The sequence below is a fragment of the Microvirga yunnanensis genome (assembly GCF_025460875.1).
In genome coordinates this window covers 13,262-28,860 of record NZ_JAMXFI010000060.1, presented here as the reverse complement: position 1 = coordinate 28,860, position 15,599 = coordinate 13,262, and the positions used below count along the sequence as shown (strand labels likewise).

The window sequence follows — 15,599 nt, the reverse complement described above, 5'->3', positions numbered from 1 at the left end:
CTCGTCCGGATCTGTGCGGGGGGTGCCCAGCAATGGGCATCCCTACCGCGATACAGTTCCCAATGACACGACGGCATTATCAACCAAACGCAGCTTTTCCTTTGCAGCTAAGCTTTTGCGTGCGATTCTGATCCCATGATCGAGGCCGGATCAGGAGGTCAGCATGCAGCTGTCTGTCGGCGAGACACTGAGTAGGGTCACTACAGTGTCGGACATGATCCGAGCCTTCCAGGATGAGGATCATTGCCGGCGGTTGCTTGAGGCGATGGTGTGGCCGAACGGGCGGATTTGCCCGGCCTGCGGCTATCGCCGCTCCATTGCTTTAATGGGCCGGGAGAACGGGAGGCGGGCCCGACCCAGGCTCTATCAATGCTCGAGCGGCACCTGCCGCTATCAGTTCACCGTCACCACCCGCACGCCGCTGCATGCAACGAAGCTGCCCCTACGGACCTGGCTATCGGGCCTCTGGCTGATGCTGCAGTCGGACAAGGGCATCTCCTCAATCCGCTTGGCGGAGGCGCTCGGCGTCAGCCAGCCGACGGCTTGGCGAATGGGGCATGCCCTGCGCCTGATGGTCGGACGCGAGCAGGCCCTTGATGGTGTGGTTGAGATCGACAGCCTCTACGTCGGCGGCAAACCGCGGCGGGATCGGAACTATTCTCCACCCGGGCGTGGACGCAAAGGTGAGCCGAAGACATTGAAAACACCGGCGCTTGTGGCCGTGCAGCGGCCGCCGGATGTTAGTGTTGGGGCGCCGTCTGGGGAGGTTCGGGCGGCTGTGATTGAGGATCTGTCGGAGTCCGAGGCTGACCGGGTTCTCACGGAAGCCGTCGAGCCCAATGCTCATCTAATGAGCGATGAATGGAAAGCGTTTGTCTCTCTGGGCAGCGCCTTTGCGGCCCATGACACTGTCCACCATAAGGCCCGCGAGTATGCCCGCGGGCCGGTGCACATCAACTCGGCGGAAGGCTTCAACGATCGCATCCGCCGCACCGTCTCAGGTGTGTTCCACCACATCAGCCCACATCTCGCAGATCTGTACTTCAATGAGATCGGCTTTCGCTGGTCACAGCGGGTGGTCACAGGCCAGGCGCCGCGAAGAACGCGCAAAGGACGGCCAGTAACCAAGACCTTGTGGGCGCGCATACCGCCAGCATTGCAGCTCCCAGCCGTGTTCCGCTCAGCCGTGGGACGCGAGATGCGCCGAACCAAGGCCGGCGGGATCGACCTTCTCTCGAAAGTAGCTGCGTTTGGTTGATAATGCCGACGTATCGTTGGACACAGATCTTGCGCTGGCCCCAGAAAGCTGCCGCATCGGCGGCATCATAGACGACCCGTTGAGACCATTCGCCTATCAGGGCAACCCAGTTGGCACGGTGATGATGAGATGATGTGAAGCCAAGCGGATATGGACCGCCGGAACTGGCAAACCCGTGGCATCGTCTTGCGTCATCCAAGCGCGATAAGTTGAGAGGGACCAGATTCCAGCGCAAAACATCAGGGCCAGCGGTCATGAAGTACCGCGTTCAAAGGCCGGAGACATGACCGCACCCGCCCCGCTAGGCCCAAGCATCATCAACAATCACATTGCCAAACGGGCGCCATCCAGACATGACGGTGCCGTATTATCATATCCGGAGCGTCATCGGCTGAACTCGTCCTCCACCCAAGCGTGAATTCCTCGAGCTGCGCGAGGAGCTTCATGGCCTCTTCGCTGCGGCCAATCCTGCCGCCAAGATCAAACGCCGAAAAGCGTACTGGCCATGAAGCCTCAATGACGATCTTGGCCTGCCAAGGCAATGATCTGCTGCAACAGCACAGAAGTATCGTTTTTGCGATAACTGATGATGACCGGACTGGAGAACGTCTCATCGAGGTCGAGGAACTCAACATCGTCGCGGCCAAAACGCCGGACCGAGCCCGGAACGACGCAAATCCCGACCCCAGAAGCGACCAGGCCAAGCGCGGTCTGCACGTCCCGGACCTCCATGCCGATGCGCGGCCTAACCCCGGCCTCGCGATAGAACGATAGGACCTGATCGACATAGCTCGGTCGGGGTGCCTTCGGATACAGGATCAGCGGCTCCGCCTCGAGATCGACCAGCTTTGGCTTCCTGCTCCTCGTCAGCAGCGCATGGGTCGAACTGACCGCCACACATAATCCTTCCTCGCGCAGCACTCGGCGCACCAGGGCGTCATCATCGAAGCGCAGACGCCCGAAGCCGACATCGATGCGACCGTCCTTCAACGCAGAAATCTGCTCTAGCGTCGTCATCTCGAGGAGTTGCACCTCCACATCCGGCACCAGAATGCGAAAATCGCGGATCAACTCGGGAAGCGTGTCGTAGAGCGTCGAGGCGACGAAACCAATGTTGAACTGTAACACCATGCGCTTGCCGATGCGCGTGGTCATGGCGCTCATCTCTTCGACGCGTTGCAGCACCTGCAGCGCCTGGTCGAAGAGATAGCGCCCGGCCTCTGTCATCGTGATCGGCCGGCCACGATCGAGCAATAGCACGCCAAGCTCCTCCTCCAACTGCTGAATTTGCCGGCTGAGCGGCGGCTGGGCGATATGGAGCTTCTCGGCTGCGCGGCTGAACGAGCCTTCGGCGGCCACGGTCGTAAAATAGCGCAGATGACGTAGATCCATCGCTGCTTGCTCCTCCCAATCCCCAATTACGCGGGCGGCTGCATCCCGGAGACCACCGTCATGACGGTTGCCGCATGCTCCGAGGCGAATGCCCCAGATCCCACATTGTGTGAGCGCAGGCGTGGCCCTTCCATACCGTATGGGTATTAATTTACACCAAAACGATCCTGTCCAGCAGCGTCGTGGAGACCTAGCCTACAAGCAGGGAAAAAGCGTTCGCGCAGGAGGATTGAGCTCTGCAGCGGACTTGAACTGGCCATGAGAGCCGTCGGAGTGCCATGTCTGACATCGAACCGTTGGGATCCGCGCTAACACGGCTTCCGGAAAGTGCGTCGCCAGCCCTGCTCGTGCGTCGCGGCCGAAGAGTAGGGATCTGATCATGCCTTATGTCGAGAGCAAATCGGGCGTGCGCCTCTTCTATACGGTCACCGGCCCCGGCAGCGCACCTGCGATCGTCTTCTCCAATTCGCTCGGTACTACGCATCGGATGTGGGACGCCATCGTCGGCGAACTTTCTGCGGAATATTGTTGCGTGCTTTACGACACGCGCGGCCATGGCGGCTCGAACCGCGGCCCCGCACCTTTCGAGATCGCCGATCTTGCCGATGATCTCGCTGCGCTGCTTGACCACCTCGATTTGGCGCCCGCCCATGTCGCCGGCCTCTCGCTGGGTGGGATGACCGGCCAGGCCTTCGCCATGCGGTACCCCGCGCGCCTCGCCGGCCTCACCCTTATGGCGACGACGGCTCACATGCCGACGCGTGAGGCCTGGGAGGAGCGTGCTGGGCTGGTGCGGCGCGAAGGCACTCGGGCCATCCTTGCGGCCACGATGCAGAGATGGTTCACCACAGGCTTCCGCGACAATCATCCCAGGGCCGCCGAAGCGGTGGCCGAGGAGTTCGCCGCCATCGACCGGGACGGCTACGCAGCCTGCTGCGAGGCGATCGGCCGCATGGATCTGCGCCCTCTGCTGCATCGGGTGAGTGCTCCGACGACCGTGATCGCCGGCCGCGAGGATCCCGCGACGCCCGTCGAGATGGCGGAGGCCCTACGGGCAGGCATCGCCGGCTCACGCCTCGTCGTGCTCACGCCTGCCGCTCACTTGCTCGCCATCGAGCAGGCCGAGCAGGTCACGGCCGAGCTGCGCCGCGACCTCTCCGTTTCATTCCCGCAAAAATCACAATCCTAAGGAGCGCCCATGTCCATCCCACCAACCACGACACAAGACATCAAGGCTATCATTGACGACGGTTTGATGACCGGCCGCCGCTGGGCGGTCGTCGCGCTCTGCTTCGTTATCGCCCTGCTCGACGGCTTCGACACCCAGTCCATAGCCTTCATCGGACCCGCGATCGCGCAGGATTTCGGCATGAAGCCGGCGGACATGACCTGGGTCATCACCGCAAGCACCATCGGCATGACGCTCGGTGCGATCGGCCTCGGCAGCTTCGGTGATCGCTATGGCCGTCGCAAGGCGATCCTGATCGCGCTTTTCCTGTTTGGCGTGTTCTCCCTCATGGGCGCCTACGCCACCTCGCCGACGCAGATTATCATTTTGCGTTTCCTCATTGGCCTCGGAATGGGTGGGGCGACGCCCTCGCTCCTGGCGCTGACGGGCGAATACAGCCCCGCCTCCAAGCGTGGCATGATGATCACCGGCGTGCTGCTCGGCCTGCCTGCCGGCGCCATGCTCGGCGGCCTGATCGCCGCGAGCTGGCTGCCGGTCATGGGATGGCGCGGCATCTTCCTGCTCGGCGGCGTCCTGCCTCTCGCGCTGATGGTCGTCACCTATTTCCTGCTGCCGGAATCGCCTGCCTATCTTGTCTCGCGCAAGCAGAACGACAGCCAGGACAAGGCGCGCCGCCTGCTTCGCCAGATGACCGGCCGGTCGATCCCCGACCATGTGCGCCTCGTCAGCGCCGGCAAGGTAGCGCACGGCGGGTCCATCGCCGGCTTGTTCGAGCCCAGCTACCGCGGCGCCACCATCGCGATCTCCGCCATCTACCTGTTCAACTGGGTCGCCTGGTTTCTGCTGCTGCAGTGGCTGCCGACCGCGCTCACCACGCTCGGGCTGGAGAAGGCCCAGGCCGCCTATGGCACCGTGGTCGTCAATGCCGCCTTTATCATCATGGCGCTGCCGCTTTCGTCCTTCCTGCCGAAGGTCGACCCGCGCAAGCTCCTCCTCGGTATGTTCGCCGTCGGGATCGCAGTCGCACTCGGGCTGGGCTTCGCAGGCGACCGCTGGCCGCTGGTCTTCTCTCTTATCGCCCTTGCCGGTTTCGGGATCGGCGGCCAGCAACTCGTGCTGAACTATCTGATCTCGAACGCTTACCCGACCCAGCTGCGCGCAACAGCCACGGGCTGGGGTATCGGCGTCGGTCGCTCGGGAGCTATCATCGGCTCCGCAGTTGGGGGAACGCTCCTTTCCGGCGCGGGGCCGTCCGGCTACTTCATGACCCTCGCCATTCCGCTTGCGGTTGCGGCGCTGGCCACGTTGATGGTTCGGAACACGACCGCCGCCGCTCCGGCGTCGAGCCTGCCCACGACCGCCGTCCCCGCCACCCGATGAGGCACATGCCGCTCGGCATCGGCGAAGCGGCGACAGCAATCAGGCACGCGACCTCCGAGAGGCCGGCCGCGTGCTTTTTTCGTGGCCGAAACAGCCGATCGCGAGCGGATCGCCAGGGCCTTCGGCAGCGCACCTGGCCGGGTGCGCCTGCCTGCGCGGCCCCGCAGACTTCATACCCTCCGGGTATAAAAATACACTCAATTGATCCTGTCCTTCCAGGATCGCACACCTTAATTTTTCTCTCAGTCAATACGGAAGCGAAACGTGTCCAAAGATCCGAGTGTCCAAAAAGTCGAGACGATTCTGGTCGATCTCCCGACTATTCGCCCACACCAGCTGGCGATGACGACCATGCATCAGCAGACACTGATGATCGTGCGGCTGCACATGTCCGATGGCATCGTCGGAACTGGCGAGGGCACCACGATCGGCGGCCTTGCCTATGGCCCCGAGAGCCCGGAAGGCATGAAGCTCGCGATCGATACCTATTTCGCGCCAATCCTGCTTGCCAGTGTACCGAGCCGCGTCGCCAAGACGATGGCCACCATAGCCAGTTCGATCCAGGGCAACCATTTCGCCAAATGCGCCGTCGAGACAGCCCTGCTCGATGCGCTGGGACAACGCGTCGGCCTGCCGATTTCTGAACTGCTCGGCGGTCGCCAGCATGATCGGCTGCCCGTGGCCTGGACCCTGGCCAGCGGTGACACTGCACGCGACATCAACGAAGCCGAGGAGATGTTGGCGCGCCGCCGTCACAACATCTTCAAACTGAAGATCGGCAAGGGCGACCCCGCCACGAATGTCGCGCATGTCGCTGAGATCAAGCGCGTGCTCGGCGATCGCGCCTCGGTGCGGGTCGACATCAACCAAGCCTGGTCGGAAGCGACCGCCTCCGCGATGCTGCCGGCCCTGGCGGCTGCGGGTGTCGAGCTGATCGAACAGCCGGTTGCGCGGCTCAATCTCGGCGCGCTGGCCCGGCTGGCCCGCGAGACGCCGGTTGCGATCATGGCGGACGAGGCTCTAAACGGTCCGGAAACCGCATTTGCCATCGCCGCCCAGGCTGGCGCTGACGTGTTCGCGCTGAAGATCGAACAGTCGGGCGGGCTTCTCGCTGCGGCCAAGGTGGCCGCGATCGCTGAGGCAGCCGGTATCGGACTCTACGGCGGGACGATGCTCGAAAGCGGCATCGGCACCGCCGCCTCGGCCCATCTCTTCTCAACCATCGGCAAGCTGGATTGGGGCACGGAGCTGTTCGGGCCCCTACTGCTGACCGAGGAAGTTCTCGAAACGCCGCTCGACTATGCCGACTTCGGCCTCGCCGTACCGACGGCGCCAGGCCTTGGTGTGATGCTATCCGAGGCGCAACTGAACCGCTTCCGGCGCGACCGCGCCGAACGTTCGCTCCATGTGCTGCCGCGCGCCAAGATGGGATCGTGAAGCGATGCTGTTCCAAGTCGAAATGAATTTGCAGATCCCACACGACCTACCGGCCGAGACGGCGAAGGCGTTGAAGGCGGCCGAACGCCAGCGCGCGCAGGAGCTGCAGCGGGCCGGCCTCTGGCGGCATCTCTGGCGTCATGCGGGGCGCTATGCGAACACCAGTATCTTCGATGTCGAGAGCTCGCAGGCCCTGCACGACATTCTCTCCGAGTTGCCCCTGTTTCCATTCATGGACGTCAAGGTCACGGCACTTTGCCGCCACCCGTCGTCCGTGCATGACGACGACCGCTGACCGAGGTCGCGGCCATTCCCGAATGACTGCCAATCACCAAAGAAGGAGGAAACTACATGCCTACCAACCTGATCTCCGACGAGGCCAAGAAGGATCTCGCCGCCCGCGCGGCCGGAATGGACAATGACAAGGGCGACGAGCGCGTCAAGGCCGTCACGGTCCAGCTGCTCTACCGGATCATGCAGGTGATCGACGAGTGCGATGTCACGATGGACGAGTTCTGGGCGTCCGTCGCCTTCATCGGCCAGGCGGCGAAGAATGACGAACTCGGCCTGCTCGTCCCCGGTATCGCGCTCGAGCATTTCCTCGACCTGCGTCTCGACGAGGCCGAAAAGCTTGCTGGTCTCAAGGGTGGCACCCTGCGTACCATCGAAGGGCCGCTCTATGTGCCCGGCGCGCCGCTGTGCAAGGGCGAGGCCCGCATGGATGACGGCACCGATCCCGGCGAAATCTTCATCATCGAAGGTCAGGTTTCGGATGAGGATGGCAACCCGATTGCCGGCGCAATCGTCGACATCTGGCACGCCAATTCGAAAGGCGGCTATTCCTTCATCGATGGCGAGCAGGCGCCCTACAACCTGCGCCGCCGCATCGAAACGGATGAGCGGGGCCGCTATCGCGCCCGCACGATTGTGCCGAACGGTTATGGCTGCCCGCCCGAAAGCGCGACGCGCCAGCTGATGACCGCGCTCGGCCGGCATGCGGAACGCCCGGCGCATGTCCACTACTTCATTTCGGCACCGGGCTACCGCCAGCTGACGACGCAGTTCAACTTCACGGGCGACAAATACCTGTATACGGACTTCGCCTTCGGTACACGGGATGAACTCGTCGTCACACTGGACCGCGTCGTTGACGGCGATGCGATCCGCAATGCGGGGCTGAACCGTCCGTTCGCCCGCGCAACCTTCGACGTCGTGTTGACGAAGGAGCGCGAGGGCGTGCCCCAGACGGCGGTCAATCGCGCCCACGTCACCGCCGGCTGACGGCTTGCTTGCTGCGCCAGACCACGGCGCTCCGTCGCAGGCTGCGACGGAAAATGTTATCGGCGCAAGGGCGATTTCTTTGTACCGCGCGGTTAGCGATTGTAGAGCCCAAGAACGAACGGCTCGGCGCGGCGGGCCTTTGCTGCCCGCATGACTGAATACGGCGCCGAACCGTCCAACCTCCGCCTTCACGGCAGAATTATCCCGGAGATCAAGCCATGCCGCAGCAACCCACGCGCAGCCGCCGGTTCGAAGGACGTAACCTCGTTGTCACAGGTGCGGCACAGGGCGTCGGCAAACAGGTGGCGCTGGATGCGGCCGCCGAGGGAGCCAGCCTGACGATTGTCGACCGCTCGGCCGTCGTGCAGGACGTCGCGCAGGAGATCACCTCGGCTCACGGGCCTGGACGCGTCATCGCGCTGGAGGAAGATCTCGAGACCTTCGCCGGGAACGAGAAGGTGATGGCGCGCGCGAAAGATAGCTTCGGCTCTATCGACGTGCTGGTAACCAATGTAGGCGGCGCGATCTGGATGCGGCCCTTCCAGGAATTCGACGAACGCCAGATCGTCGCGGAGATCAACCGTTCACTTTTTCCGACGCTGTGGGGGTGTCGGGCGGTGCTGCCCTATATGCTGGAACAGAAGCGAGGCGCGATCGTCAACGTCTCCTCGGTCGCGACGAAGGGGATCAACCGCATTCCCTATTCGGCGGCCAAGGGCGGCGTGAACGCGCTCACGGCCTCGCTCGCCTTCGAACTCGCGGGGACGAACATCCGGGTCAACGCCGTGGCACCGGGTGGCGTGGATGCTCCGCCCCGCCGGATTCCGCGGGGAACCGACCCGCTGACCGAGGCGGACAAGCAGTGGATGCAGGAGGTCGTCGACCAGACCCTGCGTGCCTCGCATCTCGGCCGCTACGGCCAGTTGAACGAGATCGCGGCCGCCATCCTGTTCCTGGCTTCGGACGATGCGTCCTACATCAACGGAACAGTGCTTCCGGCCGGCGGCGGAGACCAGGGATGACAGGCGCCATGACCACTCGTCCTGTTGTGGTGGCGGTCGCCATCACCGGCTCCGTGCCGCGAAAGAAGGACAATCCGAACCTGCCCGTTCTGCCGTCCGAGCAGATCGCCTCGACCCGCGCTGCGTTCGAGGCCGGCGCCAGCCTCGTGCACATCCATGTCCGTCATGACGACGAGACCCCCTCGTCCGATCCGGACCGCTTCGCGCAGGTGCAGGCCGGCATTCGCGAGGTCTGTCCGGGCATGATCATCCAGTTCTCGACCGGAGGTCGTGGACGGGATCCGGCGGCGCGCGGCCTGAGCCTCGTACATCGCCCCGACATGGCCTCGCTCTCGACAGGCTCAGTGAACTTTCCGACGATCGTGTACGAGAATCCGACGAGCCTGGTGAACGATCTCGCTGCGCGGATGCGGGAGCATCGGATCGCCCCGGAGATCGAGATCTTTGACCTTTCCCATATTCATGCCGCACGCCGCCTCATCGACGAGGGGATGATCGGACCAAGTCCGCACATTCAGTTTGTGATGGGTGTCAAGAATGCGATGCCGGCAGACGAAGTGCTGCTCGACGTCCTGCTAGCCGAAACGAGGCGGGTCATTCCCGGCGCGACGTGGACGGCCGCTGGCATCGGGCGCGAACAGATGCGGGTCATGGAGTGGGCGCTCGTCCGGGGCGCGGATGCCATTCGCACGGGGATGGAGGATAACATCCGTGTCAACAGGGACCGGCTGACGACCGGCAATGCGGAACTGGTCGGCCTGGCGGTCGAGGTGATCGGCCGCCACGGCTGTCGGCCCGCCACTCCCGCCGAGGCTCGCGCCATCCTGAACCTCACTCCCGTTTGAAGCGGAGTGACGCTCAGGGCTATCTCAAACTGTCGAACGGCTGCGCCCTCACGGGTCACCTCACAACTACAAGCGCCACGGCACGAGCACGCTGTTTGCCGCTTTCAAGATCGCCAATCGCGCGGGGACGGCCCGCATCTGGCCGATCATCACCCTGCACGTCGAGCAAGAATCCATGGAGAGGATCACCCATGAACAAGGTATATGTTGATGCGCGGGCAGCGCTGGCTGGCGCGGTCAAGGATGGCATGACCATCATGGCCGGGGGCTTCGGCCTCTGCGGCATTCCGGAGGCGCTGATCGAGGCGATTCGTGATTCGGGGGCGAAGGACCTGACCTTCATCTCCAACAATGCGGGCGTCGACGGCGTCGGCCTCGGCCGGCTCCTGGAAACCCGCCAGATCCGCAAGATGATCTCGTCCTATGTGGGCGAGAACAAGCTCTTCGCCCAGCAGTACCTCTCCGGCGAGCTGGAGCTGGAATTCAACCCGCAGGGCACGCTCGCCGAGCGCATCCGCGCCGGCGGCGCGGGTATCCCGGCCTTCTACACCAAGACCGGCGTCGGCACCCTGATTGCCGAGGGCAAGGAAGTGCGCGAGTTCAACGGCGAGAAATACGTCATGGAGACGGGGCTGTTTGCCGACATCTCTATCGTCCATGCCTTCAAGGGCGACACGGAAGGCAACCTTGTCTACCGCAAGACCGCCCGCAACTTTAACCCGATGATGGCGACCGCCTCGCGGATGACCATCGCCGAGGTCGAGCATCAGGTGCCGGCCGGCGAGATCGATCCGGACTGCATTCATACTCCGGGCATTTTCGTCAAGCGCATGGTGCATGTGCCGAACCCAGTCAAACACATCGAGCAACGCACGACCCGCAAGCGCGCCGAGGCCGCCACCGCGGGCGCAGGGGAGGAAATCTGATGGCCTGGACCCGTGACCAGATGGCCGCGCGCGCGGCCAAGGAGTTGCGCGACGGCTTTTACGTGAATCTCGGCATCGGCATTCCGACGCTGGTGTCCAACTTCATCCCCAAGGGCATGCGCGTGCAGCTGCAGTCGGAGAACGGCATGCTCGGCATGGGTCCATTCCCGTATGAGGGCGAGGAGGATGCCGACCTGATCAATGCCGGCAAGCAGACGATCACCGAGCTGCCGACGACGAGCTATTTCTCGTCCGCCGACTCTTTCGGCATGATCCGCGGCGGGCATATCGACCTGTCGATCTTAGGAGCCATGCAGGTGGCCGAGAACGGCGACCTCGCCAACTGGATGATCCCGGGCAAGATGGTGAAGGGCATGGGCGGCGCCATGGACCTGGTGGCGGGCGTGAAGCGCGTCGTCGTCGTGATGGAGCACGTGGCCAAGGCCAAGGATGGCTCCGAGGATCCCAAGCTCCTGAAGGCGTGCAATCTGCCGCTGACGGGGACCGGCGTCGTCGACCTGGTGATCACAGATCTCGGCGTCTTCTCCATCGACAAGAAGGGCGGCACCGGCATGACCCTGATCGAACTCGCTGACGGCGTCAGCGTGGACGAGATCAGGGCCAAGACCCAGGCCACGTGCAAGGTCGCCCTCGGCGGCACAGCCGCCAGCTGAACTCAATGGCCTGCCGCAAGGAGGAGCCCTTTCGGTCCAACCAAGGTCGTCACCTGATCACGACTACGGGAAAGTCCTGCGCCGCCGATCATCGAAAGGAGATTCCTAAGCGGCCGGAAAGACTCAATCCGGCGGCGTGAGACGCCGGATCGAATGTCCTGAGATCCAAAGCGATCCGCCGCCGAAGCGAATGGCGTCTCCCCATCCCGTGCCTTGGAAGATCGCGGCAACCGTATTAGTCTTCGGATCGATCTGGATGAGCGGCGTATCCTTCAGGGTCAGCCAGACATAGCCTCCGCCCGTGGCGATGTCCCCGCCCCGTCCCGAGAGACCTGTCTCGATGGTGGCGATCACCTGGCCGGACGCTGGATCAATCCGCTGTACCGAGTTGTCGCCCTGATTGTGAACCCAGATGGAGCCTTCGCCCGCTGTCAGGAACCGTGGACCCGGACGAAGGGGGATCGTCCGGACGAGGGCGTTCGCCCTTGCATCGAACTTGTACAGCTCGCCGCGCTCGAATCCCGTCACCCAGACGAAGCCATTGTCGACGATGGCCGCGGGTGCCAAGCCCGGCAACTTGATGGCCGCCTCCTCCGTCCCGGTCATGGCGTTGAAACGGGTCAGGACATTGCCCCGCGCCGTGATCCAGACCGATCCCTCACCGACGCCAATGCTTCCCTCGGTGCCGCTGAAGTGGACCGGGATCGTCAGCACGACCTTTTTCTCGACCGGGTCGAACTTGAAGATCTGTTCCCTGCCCGAATTCGGGATCCAAACCGCGCCTTCGCCAACGGCCAGGCCTCGCACGCTTGCCGTCGCCTCCTCGATCAGATTGTCTTCGGCTTGATCGGTCTTGCCATCGACCCGAACGAGGGCCGGGCCCACCACCTGTCGCTCGCCGTTCACCAGCACCGTCGTCACGGCGGTCATCATCCAGAGGGCGTCGAAGCCCCAGGCCACGAAGTCGCCCGTGCGTTTCACCTCCGCCGTCACGGGCAATTCATCGATTGACCGTTCCCTGGCTCCTTGCCTGGCTTGCAAGGCGGCTGGTCCGGCGGAGCAAAAGGCAAGGAGCATTGCGACCGCGCAGGGCCACCTCATATCTGCCTCCCGGGCCGGCAGAGAAACCGCAACGCCTGTTTTCCACGGCTTCAAACAATAGCGCCACCTGGTGCCTTTTGCTACCGAATGCCGGTCGGCTCGCACCTCGGGGCCGACCACGACGGCGAACTGTTTCGGCTCAACCTCAGCGCCGAGGTTTGATTGTGGAGCTTGGCAGCCGCACAGGCCTCGCAGGCTGGTACAGCTTGTTCGGATCGGGACGGTCATAGGTGCCGGGGAGTACCTTCCCGACGCGGAGGCGAACTTTGCTGTAGCACTCGCAGGCGGCTTGCTCGAGGGCAAGGCGGTCGGTCACGACGATGCCGCCACGGCGTTGTGCGATCAGGCCGGCGGCTTGAAGGGCGCCCAGGACGGTGCTGACTGTCGAGCGCTGGACCCCGAGCATCTCGGCCAGCGTCTCATGGGTCAGGGGCAGGGTGTCCCGGTCTATCCGGTCATGAGTGTTGAGAAGCCAGCGGCAGCACCGGGCCTCGACCGGGTGAAGGGCATTGCAGGCCACGGCCTGAAACACCTGGGCGAGCAGCGCCTCGTTGAAAGCGGCCACCATCCGTCGCAGCCTGGAGCGCAACACGAGAGCCCTGCGCATCTGTTCAACCGGAATCCGCGAGGCGGTGCCCGGGACCAGCACCACGTAGCGTCCGAGGGCTTCACCGCTGATGAAAGTGCTCAGAAGACCGAACACCGCCTCACACCCGAACAACGCCACCTCGGCCACGCGCCCATCCTCCATGTCCTCGACCAGGGACACGATGGCATCGTGCGGGAAGTACGTGTGTTGAATGGGTTCGCCCGCCTCGTAGAGCACCGTGCATTTCCGCAGGTCCACGATCTCGAGATGCGGTTCCAGCACGGCAAAGTCAGCCGGCTCCAGCGCGGCGAGAAGCCGGTTGGTCCGATGATCCCGGTGCAGAGACGTCTCCACGATGAGGCCGTGTTCCTCCTGTGGGTCCATGTTCTCGACGCCGTTGAACAGGCTCAGGCTCGTCACGAGCGGGAGCGCTGCTGGGGCATCAGGGGACCGACCCGTAAAGCGCAGTCAGACTTTGGCTGACGCGAGTTTGACAGGAGCAAGGTGGTCTTCGCTTCAACGGCAACCACATGCTCCCGATCGTCGACCGGTTCGGCCCCGGCTACGTTACCATGGATCAGGTGCGCCAGCACTACGCCGATCCTGGAAAGCTCAACGGCCACGCCTGACGCGCCGAAGCGTCCTATCCTCCAACGATTTCGCTGATCTGCACGATGGGCGCGATGTCCGTATAGTTGGCGACGTCCGCGACGATCTCCGCGCGGTGGGGATCGAACGCCTCCTGGAATGTCCCCAGCGTCGGCGAGTAGATGTGGCACGCCGCGACGAACTCCGGCGCGCTTCCAGGTTCGCGGCCCGCAAGGCCCTTTTCGATCTCTTAGCGCAGGCAGGCAGCGCCGAGCCGTTCCTGGATCAGTGGCATGTGGTGGGTGCGGTAGTAGTCGTGATCGAACTTCGAGCCGCCGTCGGCCGGATAGTAGACGCTCATCTTGATCATGATCGGGCTCCTGCCTGAACGCCTCTCGAGCGTCCGAGTGGCCTTTCTAGCTCACCGACCCGTAAAGCGCATCCAGACTTTGGCTGAAGCGAGTTTGACGAGAGCAAGGTGGTTTTCGCTGTGCTTTCCTGCCGAGCAGCGGGGCTATTGCGGACTCGCCTGGACGGTCGTCATTGCCCCACCCGAACTTGGCTCTACTTCCCCGACGGCGTGGCAATTTGCCGGGACGCAGGCTCAAGGAAAACACACGATGAGCATCTTCAGCAGGATCAAGGACGCCATCTTCGGATCCGCGACGGCGCAGGAAGCGCCGCAGGCACCATCCGCCCCGGCACAGCCCACCCAGGGAGCTGGCGCAGCCCCTGCCGGGTCGACGACCGCATCGACCACGCAGGGGACCGCGAGCACGTCGGCACCGGGCGCTGCGCCGATGTCCCAGGTCGATGTCGAGGCGGTGCTGACCGGCCTCGCCGCGAAGAAGGGTCAGAAGCTCGACTGGCGTAAGTCCATCGTCGACCTGATGAAGCTGCTCGATCTCGACAGCAGCCTCGAGGCGCGCAAGGAACTCGCCAAGGAACTGAACTACACCGGCGACACCTCCGACTCCGCCTCCATGAACATCTGGCTGCACAAGCAGGTCATGGCCAAGCTCGCGGCGAGCGGCGGCAAGGTCCCCGACGACCTGAGAAGCTAGGAACGCCGCGGGTTTCCCGCGGCGACGCATCCCTGCTGGTGTCAGCGCTTGGGATGATCGGGAGCCTCCCCCGAAAGAGCCGGTGCGCCCCTGATGGTGAAACAGGGCCCACTCCCTAGTTTAACCTATGTTGCACCGCCGTTCCTGCCTTGAGAGAACCGCGACATGAGGTTCAGGTCCGAGTTGCCGGTCGTCACCTGCCTTGGCGTGATGCCGATGGCGTACGCCCCTATGAGACAGGCACCGCAGGTTCCCTCGGGAGCAAGTTCGCCATCTGCGGCGGTCGAAATTCCGAAGCCAATCGCCGATCAAACTGGATGGAGACAGCCTCATGCTTGAGGAGTTCAAGAAGTTCGCCCTACGAGGGAACGTGGTCGACCTCGCGGTCGGCGTGATCATCGGCGTGGCGTTCGGGGCCATCGTGACCTCGCTGGTGCAGGACATCATCATGCCGATCATCGGCGCGGTCACGGGCGGGCTGGATTTCTCGAACTACTATCTGCCGCTGTCCTCGGCTGTCCAGGAGGGGGCCTCCTACGCCGACGCCAAGAAGCAGGGAGCTGTCCTCGGTTACGGACAGTTCATCACGGTCGCCCTGAACTTCCTCATCGTCGCCTGGGTCCTGTTCCTTGTCATCCGCGCCATGAACAGGATGATGCGGAAGGAGGATGCCAAGGTCGATGTCGCCGAGGCTCCGGAAATCCCGGCCGACGTGAAGCTGCTGTCGGAGATCAGGGACCTCCTGGCGACCGGCCAGGGGGCCGCCGGCATCGGCACCACGCCGGTGAGAGGCCCCTAGGCCACCGCCACGAGCGGCACCGTGAGAATCCTCATTGTCGTGGATCGTTCAGGT

Annotated in this window: 15 protein-coding genes and 1 pseudogene; 12 read left to right on the top strand and 4 right to left on the bottom strand. The window is 63.6% G+C overall.

Annotated features, from left to right (window positions below):
- Positions 1-163: 163 nt before the first annotated feature.
- Positions 164-1,258: an IS1595 family transposase gene (locus NF876_RS25325; RefSeq protein ID WP_262266165.1), complete on the top strand. Its 1,095-nt coding sequence runs from the start codon at positions 164-166 to the stop codon at positions 1,256-1,258.
- 513 nt (positions 1,259-1,771) lie between these two features.
- Here NF876_RS25325 and NF876_RS25320 read toward each other — a convergent pair.
- A complete protein-coding gene (locus NF876_RS25320; protein ID WP_262266166.1) occupies positions 1,772-2,650 on the bottom strand; it encodes a LysR substrate-binding domain-containing protein in 879 nt (292 codons plus the stop codon).
- A 379-nt stretch (positions 2,651-3,029) separates the two neighbouring features.
- On the opposite strand from NF876_RS25320, the gene pcaD reads away from it, so the two are divergent.
- The 9 genes from pcaD (at position 3,030) to NF876_RS25275 (ending at position 11,404) form a co-directional block, all read left to right on the top strand.
- The gene (gene pcaD / locus NF876_RS25315; RefSeq protein ID WP_262266167.1) at positions 3,030-3,839 is read left to right on the top strand and encodes a 3-oxoadipate enol-lactonase; all 810 of its coding nucleotides are present in this window, start codon (positions 3,030-3,032) and stop codon (positions 3,837-3,839) included.
- Positions 3,840-3,848: 9 nt separating this feature from the next.
- Complete coding sequence (locus NF876_RS25310) at positions 3,849-5,219, top strand: MFS transporter (protein ID WP_262266168.1); 1,371 nt, start codon at positions 3,849-3,851, stop codon at positions 5,217-5,219.
- 264 nt (positions 5,220-5,483) lie between these two features.
- The gene (locus NF876_RS25305; RefSeq protein WP_262266169.1) at positions 5,484-6,656 is read left to right on the top strand and encodes a muconate/chloromuconate family cycloisomerase; all 1,173 of its coding nucleotides are present in this window, start codon (positions 5,484-5,486) and stop codon (positions 6,654-6,656) included.
- Between the two features lie 4 nt (positions 6,657-6,660).
- Positions 6,661-6,951: a muconolactone Delta-isomerase gene (gene catC / locus NF876_RS25300; RefSeq protein ID WP_262266170.1), complete on the top strand. Its 291-nt coding sequence runs from the start codon at positions 6,661-6,663 to the stop codon at positions 6,949-6,951.
- A 56-nt stretch (positions 6,952-7,007) separates the two neighbouring features.
- Positions 7,008-7,937 carry a dioxygenase family protein gene (locus NF876_RS25295; protein WP_262266171.1) on the top strand — a complete coding sequence of 310 codons (930 nt, stop codon included), beginning with the start codon at positions 7,008-7,010 and terminating at the stop codon, positions 7,935-7,937.
- Positions 7,938-8,155: 218 nt separating this feature from the next.
- Positions 8,156-8,959 carry a benzoate diol dehydrogenase BenD gene (benD, locus tag NF876_RS25290; RefSeq protein ID WP_262266172.1) on the top strand — a complete coding sequence of 268 codons (804 nt, stop codon included), beginning with the start codon at positions 8,156-8,158 and terminating at the stop codon, positions 8,957-8,959.
- Between the two features lie 8 nt (positions 8,960-8,967).
- A complete protein-coding gene (locus NF876_RS25285) occupies positions 8,968-9,804 on the top strand; it encodes a 3-oxoadipate:acetyl-CoA acetyltransferase (RefSeq protein ID WP_262266173.1) in 837 nt (278 codons plus the stop codon).
- Positions 9,805-9,995: 191 nt separating this feature from the next.
- Complete coding sequence (locus NF876_RS25280) at positions 9,996-10,730, top strand: CoA transferase subunit A (protein ID WP_262266174.1); 735 nt, start codon at positions 9,996-9,998, stop codon at positions 10,728-10,730.
- Positions 10,730-11,404 (top strand): 3-oxoacid CoA-transferase subunit B, encoded by a 675-nt coding sequence (locus NF876_RS25275; protein ID WP_262266175.1) that lies wholly within the window; start codon positions 10,730-10,732, stop codon positions 11,402-11,404. The genes NF876_RS25280 and NF876_RS25275 overlap by 1 nt, the downstream gene beginning before the upstream one ends.
- Positions 11,405-11,527: 123 nt before the next feature.
- Here the strand turns inward: NF876_RS25275 and NF876_RS25270 are convergent, their stop codons facing one another.
- The 3 genes and pseudogenes from NF876_RS25270 to NF876_RS25260 all read right to left on the bottom strand — a co-directional run bounded on the left by NF876_RS25270 (position 11,528) and on the right by NF876_RS25260 (position 14,052).
- On the bottom strand, positions 11,528-12,397 hold the full coding sequence (locus tag NF876_RS25270; RefSeq protein ID WP_262266176.1) for a Vgb family protein: 870 nt from the start codon (positions 12,395-12,397) through the stop codon (positions 11,528-11,530).
- Between the two features lie 253 nt (positions 12,398-12,650).
- On the bottom strand, positions 12,651-13,514 hold the full coding sequence (locus NF876_RS25265; RefSeq protein ID WP_262266177.1) for a Crp/Fnr family transcriptional regulator: 864 nt from the start codon (positions 13,512-13,514) through the stop codon (positions 12,651-12,653).
- Positions 13,515-13,737: 223 nt separating this feature from the next.
- Positions 13,738-14,052, bottom strand: a pseudogene (locus tag NF876_RS25260) (EthD family reductase).
- Between the two features lie 250 nt (positions 14,053-14,302).
- On the opposite strand from NF876_RS25260, the gene NF876_RS25255 reads away from it, so the two are divergent.
- Both NF876_RS25255 and mscL read left to right on the top strand, forming a co-directional pair.
- Complete coding sequence (locus tag NF876_RS25255) at positions 14,303-14,746, top strand: DUF3597 domain-containing protein (protein WP_262266178.1); 444 nt, start codon at positions 14,303-14,305, stop codon at positions 14,744-14,746.
- A gap of 331 nt (positions 14,747-15,077) precedes the next feature.
- Entirely contained in the window at positions 15,078-15,545 is a 468-nt protein-coding gene (gene mscL, locus NF876_RS25250; protein WP_262266179.1) for a large conductance mechanosensitive channel protein MscL, read from the top strand.
- Positions 15,546-15,599 lie beyond the last annotated feature (54 nt).

Coding starts and splice junctions, on each gene's coding strand:
- NF876_RS25320 (WP_262266166.1), bottom strand. CDS start 2,650: ATGGATCTACGTCATCTGCGCTATTTTACGACCGTGGCCGCCGAAGGC.
- NF876_RS25285 (WP_262266173.1), top strand. CDS start 8,968: ATGACCACTCGTCCTGTTGTGGTGGCGGTCGCCATCACCGGCTCCGTG.
- NF876_RS25295 (WP_262266171.1), top strand. CDS start 7,008: ATGCCTACCAACCTGATCTCCGACGAGGCCAAGAAGGATCTCGCCGCC.
- NF876_RS25275 (WP_262266175.1), top strand. CDS start 10,730: ATGGCCTGGACCCGTGACCAGATGGCCGCGCGCGCGGCCAAGGAGTTG.
- pcaD (WP_262266167.1), top strand. CDS start 3,030: ATGCCTTATGTCGAGAGCAAATCGGGCGTGCGCCTCTTCTATACGGTC.
- catC (WP_262266170.1), top strand. CDS start 6,661: ATGCTGTTCCAAGTCGAAATGAATTTGCAGATCCCACACGACCTACCG.
- benD (WP_262266172.1), top strand. CDS start 8,156: ATGCCGCAGCAACCCACGCGCAGCCGCCGGTTCGAAGGACGTAACCTC.
- NF876_RS25310 (WP_262266168.1), top strand. CDS start 3,849: ATGTCCATCCCACCAACCACGACACAAGACATCAAGGCTATCATTGAC.
- mscL (WP_262266179.1), top strand. CDS start 15,078: ATGCTTGAGGAGTTCAAGAAGTTCGCCCTACGAGGGAACGTGGTCGAC.
- NF876_RS25255 (WP_262266178.1), top strand. CDS start 14,303: ATGAGCATCTTCAGCAGGATCAAGGACGCCATCTTCGGATCCGCGACG.
- NF876_RS25280 (WP_262266174.1), top strand. CDS start 9,996: ATGAACAAGGTATATGTTGATGCGCGGGCAGCGCTGGCTGGCGCGGTC.
- NF876_RS25325 (WP_262266165.1), top strand. CDS start 164: ATGCAGCTGTCTGTCGGCGAGACACTGAGTAGGGTCACTACAGTGTCG.